Here is a 12,528-nt window from a genome sequence, read left to right as displayed (position 1 = left end):
GATCGGCCTTTCTTGGTTATCTTTGTGGCTGGCAATGATGGCGGCGCTTAAACCAGGATTGCATCATGCCTGGGCGTGAGAACATCACTAAATTACCTAATAGGATGAGTAGTAAACCAATAATGGCATTCAGGTGCCAGTGATAGCCTTCATAGAAGGTTGATATGGTTAGGGCCACCAGCGGAAATAACAAGGTGCTATAAGCCGCACCACTGGCTCCGATTCGTCCAATCAAGCTGAAATAGGCGGCAAATGCAATCACGGAACCGAAGATAGCCAGATACAGCAATGAGCCAAGGTAACGTGGCGTGAGTTCGAGAGTAAAAGAGTGTTGTTGAATCAGACTGAAAAGTCCCATCACTGCCGCACCATAAGTCATGGCATAAGCATTGGTTGACAGAATATCCAATCCCCTGCGTTGGTGGCGGCTACTGATCATATTACCCAGAGAAAAACCATAGGTACCCAGCAAACTTAAGCCAATACCTTTAAGTAATTCCGGGGCCATTTGTGTGGCGGTCAGATCTTGCCAGAACAAAGCAACAATACCTATCATGCCGAGGATACTGGCTGGCAGCAGGTTAGGGCTAAGGCGTTGGCGAAAGAAAAGCATGCCATTGATGGCATTAAACAGTACCGCCATTGAGAAAATAACCGATTCCAGGCCGCTACTGATATAAGCCGCAGCATGATAAAAACAGTAAAAATTAAAAGCAAAGACACAAACCCCTTGTGCCAGACAAAAAAGGTGGTCACGTACCGTGAGCTGGTGCAGTCGGCGGGCGAGCAGTAAAACGATCATCATGACACCGGCCGCCAGCACAAACCGATAAAAAATGGACACAGTAATAGCAACATCACCTTGCTGTTGTAGGGTAATAGCAATCCAGGTCGTTCCCCAGATCAGTACAACTAACAAATATAGCAGCGCGTTCATCGTTATTTCTCATCACAGCTAGAAAACAGCAGTATCCGGTATGGGAAGCAGAGGCGCTTTCAGCGGCTTGCTTTAAATTGCAAAATCTTGCGCATTTTTACGATAAATCACTGGAAAATATAGTCTGCCGTCTGGCAAGCCATTAAACTGGTTGCATCCGCGTACCCAAAGGAAGTCAGCGCAATGTTGGAACGGTATCAAGCTTTTGAAACCCTAAAAGAACACAAAGCGCGCTTGCATGATTGTGTGCAACTCGGCTCGGGTATTCAATTGGCTGCCTGGTCTAACCGTGATGACTGTATTACACAAGAAAGCCCTGATCACCACACCTTGAGCCTGTATGTTGCCGATGGCTATGAGTGCTATCACAAAACGCGCGCTGGCTGGAAAAATGGCGGTGGACCGGATCGTTTTTGTATTATGCCAAAGGGCAGCTTATCCAGTTGGGATGTGCGGGATGACCTGTCATTTGTACATTTGTATTGCACCGATAAGCATCTGCGCCAGCTAGCTGAACAAATTTGGGAGCGCAGCCCCCAGTCAATTCAGGTTGATGAACGAATTTTCGCAGAAGATCCGCAAATAACGTTGTTATATCGCCAATTTTTACTGAATTGTAACTGGCAAGAACAGGCCAATCATTTAGCCCTCAGTAGTGCTGCTACCTTGTTGATGACCCATTTATTAAAAAATTACACCCAGTTGCAGTGGGCGATCCCCGTAATTCGCGGTGGGTTGTCTCCGGCAGTGTTAAAACGGGTGAAAGAGTATATTGACGAACATCTTTCACAGCCGTTGCTGTTGTCAGACCTTGCTGAACAGGCAGGGTTGAGTGAGTTCCATTTCGCACGGATGTTTAAGCAGAGTACTGGGCTGGCACCACATCAATTTGTGTTGAAAGCGCGGTTATCTCGCGCAGACCAGCTATTAAGACATAGTATGATGCCGCTTATTCACATTGCCCTGGAGTGTGGTTTCAGCTCTGCCAGCCACTTCAGTAACTGTTTTAAAGTGGCTTATGGCCTAACGCCCTCGACTATTCGGCAACGCTAATCACAGCACGCTATAAGGGGCAACTTAGGTCACCTTCAGCACAATCAAGGAATGACTGTAGTTCTGCCGAGCGAGCTTCAGTTTTGTGGGTCAAACAAGCCGAGATAATCATAGGATGCACTGAACCGCCTTCGGTGGCTGAGGATTGGAAGGTACAATCTGCGTCACGGTATTTTATCCAGGTAAGTTGCGCACTCTTTAATAATGCTCTTTGGGCAACTGGGGTTTTGGCCAAAACCTGTTTATAAATACGGTTTAGTTCGGTATCGGCTTTCTTATAATCTAAATTTGCGCACTGGTTCATATCCAGTTGTGTCAGTGCGTTCTGGCAGTCAAGTGCCAATGCCTGGTGGACGGGTAATGCCAGTAGCGATATCAATATGATCTTCTTTAACATGATTATTTCTCCCCAATAATAGTCAAAAAATAATGTTAGCCCCACATTAAATAATGTGAGGCTCAGAGTTATATTACATTGGTTTCTTAGGTACCCACTCAATCTCTTTTTTCATCTCAGTAATTTTTTTGTTCGGTGATTTTTTACAAACATCAATCACTTTTGGTGTGTAGACCTGGTCTATTTCCTGGAAATCGACGCTATCGCCTTTTTTATACTGGATATCCTGGTTTAGGATCCAGAAAGCGACGGGGGTCATACTTTTCGGATTAAGATCAAGGAATTCTTTGCAGGTCATCTCTGTTGGGGTAGTGGGTGATGATGCCGCGAATACTGTGTTAACGGTTACGAGCATGAGTGTCACAATGACACTCTTAAGCAGTGATTTATAGAACATGACTATTTCCTTATCTATATATTATATTTCAACTGATATTATTGTTACATGGATGAGAGTTATATCTCGTTATTTAGCATGAGCTATAAAGGTATATCTTGCCAGCGCCAAGCTTAATTTATCGGGAGGAGGGGGTAAGACGGATTATTATTTTCCGCTAGTGTTCCTCTTATGTATCTGATTTGCATGAAAGAGATTTAATAGTGACTTATATAAGATTGGGAAACGTAGCTAGCAACAGTAATTTGTTATATTTTTTTGTTTCTTTATTGATTATGACAGGGTTATTTATTTTGAAATAAAAAGCAGAGCAACAAAATATGCCTGCTTTCAATTTATCTGTTGTTACAATAGTATTAGCTATACTAATAAATATAACATATTAAACTTTGTGGTTTTTATCTGATAGCGGTGGCGGGCATGGATACTTGCCATCATGTTGCGGCGGGATTTTTGCTGGTTGGCCATCATGATGTTCTTTCGCTGGCGGCAACGGGCGGCCACTCTTGTCTTTTGGCGGTTCAGGCGGGCGTTTACATCTCACTCCCGATTGTTTTTGTGCTTCTTTATTAATAGGTTGTGTGGCAAAGCTAGAGGCTGCATTCAATAGCAACACTGATACACCACAAAACATCAGTAACTTCTTCATTCTCGCTCCAGTTATTCAATAGGAATACATCATCACCATAACGGATTGTTCTTTCAGTTTTCTTGGCGAGATTTGTAATGATATTATCAAGTTGAGTGTCTGTAGTTATCTATTAGAGAGTATCATCATTCCAAACCTACACTGATTCATTGGTGTATGTTATAGTTCATAGTGTTATTATTAGCACCATCAGTAGACTGGTTATAATTTCATTTTTTCTTGTTCTAAATTATAGGTGATTTACTTTATGTCTTTATTTTCTTTTTATCATAACTGCCTGAATGCTTTGACTGGGAAAGTATTTGGTCAGCACCGTAAAGGTGAACCAGTGAAGAGAGAGAATGGGAAAGATAAATTATCTAATCTTCAACTGGATGTACTGTTGAATGCGGAAAAACAGGTCGCGATTATTACCACCGACTTAGAGAGTCGGATCACCATATTTAATGTGGGCGCGGAGCGAATGTTTGGCTATTCTAAAGATGAAGTCTTGGGATGCCCTATTTCGGATATACTGCATATTCCAGAGTTTGGTAAGGATCAAGCTGAGCTGGATTATTTATTGCTTAATCGGCGTGATGCCAGCGAGTGGTGTTATCAGCGCCAAGATGGGAAACGTTTCTGGGGAGCACTTAGTGTCCATGAAATAACTGCCGATAATAACCAGACCGTGGGTTATATTAGTGTGATTGCTGATGTTTCGGAAAGAAAATTCCTGCTGATGAAGCTGGAAGAAAGTAAGCAGATGATGGATCGTTTAACTAAGAATTTACCAGCAATGATTTATGCTTATTATTTAGATGCAGAGGGTAAATCTTATTTTAAATATTGTAGCGAGGGTGTCAGAAAAATATTTGCTCTGTCACCGGCTGATGTTTTGTATGTGCCCAGAGAGGAAAACCCTCTGTTTAGCCGCGTGCATACTGACGATATGGATATGCTAAAACAGGCGGTAGCCATCTCTCAACAGAATCTATCTGTCTGGCGCTGCGATTTTCGCGTGGTGTTGCCGGGCAAAGGTACACACTGGCTCCATGGTGAGTCTTTCCCGACGCTTCAGGATGATGGGGCTGTTATTTGGTATGGCTCGTTTTTCGATATTACTGAACTTAAACAGTCAGAATCGATCCTCAAGGCGTTGTCACAAACCGATGTATTAACTGGGGTCGCCAATCGTCGCCACTTTGATGATATCTATCAGCACATCTGGCAAAAAAACCGGATCGAAGGCGGTTCTCTGTCTGTGTTGATGATCGATTTTGATAATTTCAAAAGCTTTAACGACCTTTATGGTCATGCAATGGGGGATGTTTGTTTGAAATCCATTGTCGAAACTTTGTCAAAATCTATTCGTGGTGGTTCAGACATTTTGGCGCGCTATGGCGGCGAGGAGTTTATTGTATTGCTAGCACCCAGTACCCTGGCGGATGCGAAAGCGGTTGCCGAGCGCATGCGTCACTCCATTGAGGAGTTAGATATTCCCCATGGGATGTCGCCAGAGGGGCGGGTGACCATCAGCATTGGTGTGGCTTCGGTATCCGCGCCGGGTGAGTCTATTGCGGCGACAGACTTGTCGGATGCTGCGGATAAAGCGTTATATCGGGCGAAAACCACGGGGAAAAACCGCGTGGAAGCGGTGGTGCTGAACTGATAGGTAAAGAGCGTGTGGGGCAGGGAAGAGAGTCATTACTGCCCCACAGAGTGTCGATTTAGGATAGTTAATGTCTAGTTGTCGTGATCCTGAGCTTCACGCAGGCGCTCTTGCTCTTCAGCTATAACCGCTTTGATTTCCTCCAGTACACCCTCAACATCAGCCGCTTCGGTGCTTTCTGCAAACTCACCAGTCAGTTGCGTTTCTGGATGCAGTTTGCCATCCTCATAAAGTGCCCACATCTCTTTGGCATACTTACGATTAAGCAGTTCTGGTGCGTATTGGCCATAATAGTGTGTCATGTTTGCGACATCCCGCTCCAGCATGGCTTTAGCATGATTGTTCGCCGCAGCATTGACGGCTTGCGGTAAATCGATAATGACCGGGCCCTCTTTATCAATTAAGACATTAAACTCTGATAAATCGCCATGAACCAGACCGGCGCAAAGCATCCGTACCACATATTGGATCATCAATGCATGGTCAATCAGCGCTTGTTCTCTGCTAAATGGCACATCACTCAGGCGAGGGGCGGCAAGGCCATCTGCATCGGTGACCAGTTCCATCAATAAAACACCATCAAGGCATGCATAAGGTTGGGGTACCCGAACACCGGCATTGGCGAGCAGGTACAAGGCATCCACCTCGGCAGTTTGCCAGGTCTCTTCCTGTTGCTTGCGGCCAAATTTAGAACCTTTGGCCATGGCTCGCGCGTCACGACTGTTACGAACCTTACGCCCTTCCTGATACTGAACAGCCTGTTTGAAACTGCGGTTTTCCGCTTCTTTATAGACTTTAGCGCAGCGGATATCCTGCCCACAACGGACAACGTATACATCAGCTTCTTTGCCACTTTTCAAACGACGGATGACTTCGTCAACCAAGCCGTCATCAACCAGCGGTTGGATTCGTTTTGGAATTTTCATGGCGTCCTTGTACCCTATTTAAGCCCGCGATGGAATGGCTTTGGCTGAATTTTCCTTCAGTTTACCATTCGCGCCCATCAGCGGGTGGGTTTTTACTGAGTATCAGGCAGCACTGAACTGGGCATTATGCAATTTTGCATAGGCGCCTTTACGGGCCAGCAATTCATAATGGTCGCCCTGTTCCACAATCCCTTCCTTATCGACCACAATGATACGATCGGCATTTTGAATCGTGGCTAAGCGATGGGCAATCACCAACGTCGTTCTGCCTTGTGATAATTCCGTTAGCGCAAGCTGGATGGCTTGCTCAGTGGCAGTATCAAGCGCGGAGGTTGCTTCATCCAGAATCAAAATCGGTGGATTTTTCAGGAAAATACGTGCAATTGACAAGCGCTGTTTCTGCCCACCGGATAATTTCACTCCGCGCTCACCAACAACGGTATCCAGTCCATCAGGCAAGCTTTCAATCAACTCATCTAGCCGGGCTTGTTGTGCTGCAACCATTATTTCATCGTCGCTGGCATCGAGTTTACCGTAAGCAATATTCTCACGGATAGATCCGCCGAATAAGAAAACGTCCTGCTGAACAATACCGATATTATTACGCAATGATTGTTGAGTCATATCACGGATATCAATACCATCAATCGTGATTGCCCCCTCATCGAGTTCATAAAAGCGGGGCAGCAGTGAGCATAATGTGGTTTTACCCGCCCCCGATGGCCCGACGAATGCCACAGTTTCGCCAGCCCGGATTTGCAGGTTCAAATGGGTGAAAATTTTATTCTGTGGTGAATAACCGAAACTGACATTGTGATAACAAATATCGCCATGCAAATGGCCAACAGGGCGAGCGTTTGGTTGGTCGACAATATCAGGCAGTGTATCTATCAATTGAGTGAATCGCTTAAAACCGGCAATTCCTTTCGGATAACTTTCCAGTACTGAGGTTATTTTCGCCACCGGGCGAAAAAACACTTCAACTAATAACAGAAAGCCGACAAAACCGCCGTAACTCAACTGGTCATGCACGACGTACCAGGTACCGGCAACCATCACAATTAACTGCACCAGACGGGTACTGAGGTAGCTCATGGTCATACTGGTGGTCATGATGCGGTAAGCCCGCAATTTGGTGGTGCGGTAGCTTTCGTTATCTGCGGCGAACAATTTCTTTTCATGAGATTCATTAGCGAAAGCTTTGACGACACGAATACCGCCGATACTTTCCTCAATGCGGGCATTAAAATTGCCAACTTGACCAAACAGTTTGCGCCAGGTCTCGGTCATCTGTGAACCGTAGCGGCTGACCAGATAGGTCATAAAGGGTACGATGATGATGGTGAGCATCGCCAGTGGTAAATGGACGGATGCCATCAAAATGAATGCACCGATAAAGGTCATAACGGCAATAAAAAGATCTTCAGGGCCGTGGTGGGCAATTTCTCCAACCTCTTCAAGGTCTTTGGTGACGTGGGTGATAATATGGCCGGTCTTCATATTGTCGTAATAGCTGAATGATAATTTTTGCAGATGGCTAAAAGCCTGGCGGCGCATGTCGGTTTCGATACCCACACCCAATGCGTGCCCCCAGTAGTTAACAATCGCCATTAGCGCAGTATTGAGCAGATAAATCATCAACAGGCCAGTTGCCGCCCAAACGATCAACACCCAATCTTGATTGGGAAGTAATTTATCAATGAACAGTTTTACCGCCATCGGGAAACTCAACTCCAGCAGCCCGGCCAAAATGGCACAGCCAAAGTCCAGATAAAAAAGCCCTTTGTACGGGGCATAATAAGAAAAGAAACGGCGGAGCATTGGGGTATCCTTACAATTACAGAGGAGAAATCGGTACAAATGTCGGAAAGAGCTGTTCGCTGCATTATAAATGTAAATGGTTCTTAATAGCATTTATTTTGCTATTTATTATCCGATAATAGAATTCTTATCTGTGAGAATATGCATTGAAGCCAAGATTATATCGAGTGTTGTTAGTCAGAAAATAGCGAGGAGCAGTAGCAATGAATTTGACCATGACAGATGCCCCAACGACTGAAGATATTGCAGAAATCATTGAGGGATTGAAGGCTTTTAACCGTAAATTTGTTGGTGATAATGGTCGTAAACCATTAGCCGTATTTATCACAGGAGAAGGTGGCGAAAAGTTGGGAGGGATTACCGGATATACATTAGGTAATTGCCTGAGTATTGAGTTGTTATGGGTATCGGATGCATTACGTCACTCAGGGGCTGGTACTAACTTGATGAACGCAGCCGAACAGGAAGCAATACAGCGGGGATGCAAGTTTGCCCAAGTAGATACATTCAGCTTCCAGGCTCGCCCGTTCTATGAAAAACAAGGTTATCAATTGAAAATGACGCTAGAAAATGTACTGGGTGAGTACCACCGTTATTATTTGACTAAAAATCTGATTAACGAGTTTGGCGGCACAAACCGACCATGCGCAGTTTAAATTCAAACAGTATCAAGGCCTATGTCTAATAGGTCTATTTTGTTACTGATACATAAAGAGGCTACCGCTGTGAGTGTATATACGCCTTAATATTAGTGTCACGCCCACTCAACAGTGAATATTCAGCTTTTAAAGGAGGCTCACATTTTCTCTGAATTGCATCTATAGGCGTGGGTCTTCTATTAGGTTATTCTGTTTTACATTGGATTAGTTAATGTAAATGGAAATGAATATGGCGGCTTCATCAAATAAAAAGCTCTCGCTGTGGTCATTAACCTCGCTGGTCGTGGGTTCAATGATAGGTGCTGGTATTTTCTCTTTACCTGCTACATTCGGCCGAGCAACCGGAGGCTTGGGTGCCATCATCGCGTGGATTATTGCTGGTGGCGGAATGTTAACTCTGGCCTTTGTTTTTCAGACTTTGGCACAACGTAAGCCAGATTTGGATTCCGGTGTTTATATTTATGCTAAAACTGGATTTGGTGATTATGCCGGTTTTGCCTCAGCCATTGGTTTTTGGGCTGGCGCCTGTATCGGCAGTGTTTCCTATTTTGTTTTGATCAAATCAACATTGGGAGCCTTCTTCCCACTATTTGGTGATGGTAATACGTTATCCGCAGTCTTAATTGCGTCATTAATCTTGTGGAGTTTTCATTTTATGGTGCTACGCGGTATCAAAGAAGCCGCAGCAATCAATACTATTGCCACCTTTGCTAAAGTTATTCCGATATTTATTTTTGTTATTGTGCTGGCATTTGCATTTCATACAGATACGTTTGCATTAAACTTCTGGGGTTCCCAATCTTTGTCTGGTGTCGGTGATCTCTCCCATTTGGATGACTATGGTTATACCGGTCATGCGGCATTAGATATTGGTGCAACATCAGAGACACTATTTGCTCAAGTGCGCAGTACTATGTTGGTCACCGTATTTGTTTTTGTGGGCATTGAAGGGGCGAGTGTTTATTCCCGTTACGCTAAAGAAAGAAAGCATGTTGGTATTGCTACTGTTCTCGGTTTTATTGGTGTTTTATGTTTACTGGTATTAGTGACAATGCTTTCCTATGGTGTGCTGCTTCGTCCTGATCTTGCTGCTTTACGGCAACCCTCAATGGCTGGGGTGTTAGAACATATAGTGGGTCGATGGGGCGCTATATTTATCAGCATCGGGCTGATTATCTCCGTTATGGGCGCATATCTGTCATGGACCCTATTGGCGGCTGAAGCACTCTATTCCGCAGCAAAAAGTAATATCATGCCGCAGATATTTGCAACGGAGAATAAGCGCGGGGTGCCATCGGCAGCGGTTTGGATGTCGAATATTTTTATCCAATTATTCTTAATTGTTACGCTCTTCACTGAGTATGCGTTTCAGTTGGCACTGGAACTCACCAGCTCATTAGTTTTGATCCCCTATTTGCTGGTTGCGGCTTATGGGTTGAAATTGGCCTGGACCCGAGAAACCTATTCGGCAGGTTCGGTCGAGCTGAAGAAAGATTTTATTTTTGCTTTGATAGCAACACTATATGCCATATTAATGGTCTACGCGGGCGGGTTGAAATACATATTACTGTCAGCAGTGATATATGGCCCGGGAACTGTGCTGTTTATCATCGCGAAGCGTGAGCAAAAGAAAGCAATATTCGCGCCGATTGAAAAATGTCTTTTTGCCGTGGCCATGATTACCGCTTTAGCCGCTCTGTATAGCCTCGCCACAGGGATAATTACGGTATAATAACGGCGGTGATACAGTAATTGTCTACTGAACAGAGATGACATTATATTATCGCCACAAACACTTAACTAAAACTAATGTATTTTGCGCCTATCCCTAACTTTACAATAGATGGGCTTGATCTATAACACAGAGTACGACAGGATCGCGTTGGAATAACTAATGGTTAGGTTGATATCCGATAGAAATGTATCCATTATAAAACGCGATTTTTCTTATATAGAGTTAGGATTGGTGTGCGCCAATCAGTAGGTATTGCTTTGAAAAAACAACAAAATATTACCCCGAATAGTGATTATTCTGCGGGAATTGGCGATGCGCAATTTGCGCTCGTGGTTTTACTTACAACATCATGTTTGCTGATTGCAATAACATTGATTGCGATCCTATGGCTAATCTAATGATACGCCATAGAAATTAGGGGGAATGTATGGATAAGAGCTTGTTTGATGACAACAAAGTCATCGCATTGATCGGTTTACTGTTGGCGGCACTCATTGTTGTCAGTGTCATGTTTGCGATGACCTATATGGCGGATCGCCAACGTAACGAAGCACAACCTATTGATGTACAGAATTGCTATAAAAAGAACTGAAAAGCGTTATTCGCCGGAGAGCAGTGGTAAGCATTCAGGCGAATCGTGGGTATTGCGGAGTGTTATGCCAGCTTCTGATGAATAGCATGCAAGGGCAACGCGATATTCAGGTCAATATCAGTATTTTGCCTGAAATCATACGGAGTGATACCGTAACGTTTTCTGAACATGTAAGTAAAATGTGACTGTGAGCCAAAGCCAAAGTCCAATGCGATATCAAAAATCGTACTATCACTACTTCTTAGTTGATAAACCGCGCCCGCTAAGCGTCTTTCCCGAATGTATTTACCCAGCGATACCCCGGTCACTTCTTTAAATATTTTCTGCATATGCCAAAGCGAATAGCCTGAATACACGGCTAACTCTTCAAGGTAGATGACCCGCCCTAGATGGGTTTCGACCCATTTACTGAGGGCGCAGACTAACGCGAGATGATTTTCTTGTGACATTATTTAGTCTGTTTTTTCTGGATAGGAGTAGAGCAGTATACACAAGTTGAATCGAACAACACAAAACACCAAATTGCTCCCGATTGAACAAAATAGACCATAAAGACTTTTCAGACAGTGTTTGCAAAAGATTTTTCTGGTGCCATAGTAAAAGGGTAGTGTCATCAGGAAGGGGTCTATCCCGAGGATAAAGGGTTGAGTTTGGAAAAATAGAAATTAAAAATGATGAGGTGATCGCATGTTAATAACGGTGATTATGACTCTGATAGCGGTTGTCGGCGTAACCGTTTTTTTAAAGATGCCAGTAATGGTCCTGCATAAAGGTAAAGGCGCAGGAGGTGATGAACTGTGAGATTAGGAATATTGTGATCGATCTACATCTAATGAGTTTCCTCTAGAACCAGGTGATTGATAATTTCATCCCTGGTTTTTTTATATCCCCCCTTCGTACTGACGTTAGCTTTCTTGCCATCTCATATCTGCTTCTTTCTCGCAAAAAGAGGGGGCAATTGATTGATTAAGCACATCATCGACATCGGTTGTAGGTATTTCATTAGCCGAGGATAATGCCAGTCTTTCGAGTCGACAAGAGCAGTGCAGGTTAAAGAAATATTTCAGCAAGCGTGATATCCTTTTACGATATTACTGAGAAGGAATTATGCATGTCTGAAATGTTTACTAATGACCAAGAGCTGGTGTCAGACTTGGTTGCCTGCCAACTGGTGATTAAGCAAATCCTTGATGTGATTGATATCATTGCTCCGGTGGAGGTGCGAGATAAAATGTCCCATCAACTTAAAGCTATTGATTTCTCTACACACCCGGCAGGGGCGGACCCAGTGACTAAGCGAGCGATTGAGAAAGCCATTGCATTAATTGATATGAAATTTAGCCAAAAATAACCGCTACCGTTTAAGGCTGTCTGCAAGTAGGGCGGTAGTATCAGGCTAGCGGCCGTGGGGGAAATGCACTGCGGGTTATGAATAGCAAACCCGCAGTTCAATTATTCAAAAACGTTATTGCCGATCTTTTTCACTAATGGGCAGTTACTGACACCAATGACACCATTTTCACCGTTTATAAATTGAGCGGTTGTAACAGTTCTTGCCGTCAGATATTTACACTGCAAACCAATGCCTGCGGCGTTTTTCTCACTGCCAATAAGCACGCCATAGCCTGAAAAGAGAAGGCCCAAGTATATGATTGCTGCCACCAGAACCAGTCTGAATAAACTCATGTAGTCACTCCATGTAATTAGTTTT

General features: G+C 44.0%; 14 protein-coding genes. 6 read left to right on the top strand and 8 right to left on the bottom strand.

Going from position 1 to position 12,528, the window contains the following annotated elements; all coding sequences use genetic code 11:
• Positions 1 to 16: 16 nt before the first annotated feature.
• A complete protein-coding gene (locus Q2T71_RS12060; RefSeq protein ID WP_372559229.1) occupies positions 17 to 937 on the bottom strand; it encodes a DMT family transporter in 921 nt (306 codons plus the stop codon).
• 183 nt (positions 938 to 1,120) lie between these two features.
• Here Q2T71_RS12060 and Q2T71_RS12055 point away from each other — a divergent pair, with 183 nt between their 5' ends.
• Positions 1,121 to 1,990: a helix-turn-helix domain-containing protein gene (locus Q2T71_RS12055; RefSeq protein WP_372559228.1), complete on the top strand. Its 870-nt coding sequence runs from the start codon at positions 1,121 to 1,123 to the stop codon at positions 1,988 to 1,990.
• Between the two features lie 10 nt (positions 1,991 to 2,000).
• Here Q2T71_RS12055 and Q2T71_RS12050 read toward each other — a convergent pair whose 3' ends face one another.
• From Q2T71_RS12050 to Q2T71_RS12040, 3 genes are all read right to left on the bottom strand, one after another.
• Positions 2,001 to 2,387 (bottom strand): lysozyme inhibitor LprI family protein, encoded by a 387-nt coding sequence (locus Q2T71_RS12050; RefSeq protein WP_372559227.1) that lies wholly within the window; start codon positions 2,385 to 2,387, stop codon positions 2,001 to 2,003.
• A gap of 73 nt (positions 2,388 to 2,460) precedes the next feature.
• Positions 2,461 to 2,784 (bottom strand): acid-activated periplasmic chaperone HdeB, encoded by a 324-nt coding sequence (hdeB, locus tag Q2T71_RS12045; protein WP_372559226.1) that lies wholly within the window; start codon positions 2,782 to 2,784, stop codon positions 2,461 to 2,463.
• A 382-nt stretch (positions 2,785 to 3,166) separates the two neighbouring features.
• Complete coding sequence (locus Q2T71_RS12040) at positions 3,167 to 3,433, bottom strand: hypothetical protein (RefSeq protein WP_372559225.1); 267 nt, start codon at positions 3,431 to 3,433, stop codon at positions 3,167 to 3,169.
• Between the two features lie 247 nt (positions 3,434 to 3,680).
• Here Q2T71_RS12040 and Q2T71_RS12035 point away from each other — a divergent pair, with 247 nt between their 5' ends.
• On the top strand, positions 3,681 to 5,084 hold the full coding sequence (locus tag Q2T71_RS12035; RefSeq protein WP_372559224.1) for a diguanylate cyclase: 1,404 nt from the start codon (positions 3,681 to 3,683) through the stop codon (positions 5,082 to 5,084).
• 74 nt (positions 5,085 to 5,158) lie between these two features.
• Here the strand turns inward: Q2T71_RS12035 and Q2T71_RS12030 are convergent, their stop codons facing one another.
• Together Q2T71_RS12030 and Q2T71_RS12025 are read right to left on the bottom strand one after the other, a co-directional pair.
• Positions 5,159 to 6,010 carry a PA4780 family RIO1-like protein kinase gene (locus tag Q2T71_RS12030; RefSeq protein ID WP_083158573.1) on the bottom strand — a complete coding sequence of 284 codons (852 nt, stop codon included), beginning with the start codon at positions 6,008 to 6,010 and terminating at the stop codon, positions 5,159 to 5,161.
• Positions 6,011 to 6,112: 102 nt separating this feature from the next.
• Positions 6,113 to 7,831, bottom strand: a complete 1,719-nt coding sequence (locus Q2T71_RS12025) for an ABC transporter ATP-binding protein (RefSeq protein ID WP_372559223.1) — start codon at positions 7,829 to 7,831, stop codon at positions 6,113 to 6,115.
• 203 nt (positions 7,832 to 8,034) lie between these two features.
• Here Q2T71_RS12025 and Q2T71_RS12020 point away from each other — a divergent pair, with 203 nt between their 5' ends.
• From Q2T71_RS12020 to Q2T71_RS12010, 3 genes are all read left to right on the top strand, one after another.
• The gene (locus tag Q2T71_RS12020; protein ID WP_372559222.1) at positions 8,035 to 8,487 is read left to right on the top strand and encodes a GNAT family N-acetyltransferase; all 453 of its coding nucleotides are present in this window, start codon (positions 8,035 to 8,037) and stop codon (positions 8,485 to 8,487) included.
• Positions 8,488 to 8,719: 232 nt separating this feature from the next.
• Entirely contained in the window at positions 8,720 to 10,222 is a 1,503-nt protein-coding gene (locus Q2T71_RS12015) for a basic amino acid/polyamine antiporter (RefSeq protein ID WP_372559221.1), read from the top strand.
• A 430-nt stretch (positions 10,223 to 10,652) separates the two neighbouring features.
• Entirely contained in the window at positions 10,653 to 10,817 is a 165-nt protein-coding gene (locus Q2T71_RS12010; RefSeq protein WP_083158578.1) for a hypothetical protein, read from the top strand.
• Between the two features lie 62 nt (positions 10,818 to 10,879).
• On the opposite strand, the gene Q2T71_RS12005 is transcribed toward Q2T71_RS12010, so the two are convergent.
• Positions 10,880 to 11,266 carry a helix-turn-helix domain-containing protein gene (locus Q2T71_RS12005; protein ID WP_038632374.1) on the bottom strand — a complete coding sequence of 129 codons (387 nt, stop codon included), beginning with the start codon at positions 11,264 to 11,266 and terminating at the stop codon, positions 10,880 to 10,882.
• Between the two features lie 662 nt (positions 11,267 to 11,928).
• On the opposite strand from Q2T71_RS12005, the gene Q2T71_RS12000 reads away from it, so the two are divergent.
• Positions 11,929 to 12,168, top strand: coding sequence for a DUF2766 family protein (locus tag Q2T71_RS12000; protein WP_083158579.1), 240 nt, complete (start codon positions 11,929 to 11,931; stop codon positions 12,166 to 12,168).
• 101 nt (positions 12,169 to 12,269) lie between these two features.
• Here the strand turns inward: Q2T71_RS12000 and Q2T71_RS11995 are convergent, their stop codons facing one another.
• The gene (locus tag Q2T71_RS11995) at positions 12,270 to 12,503 is read right to left on the bottom strand and encodes a YobH family protein (RefSeq protein ID WP_102970397.1); all 234 of its coding nucleotides are present in this window, start codon (positions 12,501 to 12,503) and stop codon (positions 12,270 to 12,272) included.
• Positions 12,504 to 12,528: the final 25 nt, after the last annotated feature.

The sequence above is a fragment of the Yersinia sp. 1652 StPb PI genome, assembly GCF_041538345.1.
Classification (GTDB): Bacteria; Pseudomonadota; Gammaproteobacteria; order Enterobacterales; family Enterobacteriaceae; genus Yersinia; species Yersinia enterocolitica_E.
The sequence above is the reverse complement of the archived record's forward strand: the minus strand, read 5'-3'. Positions and strand labels throughout refer to the sequence as shown.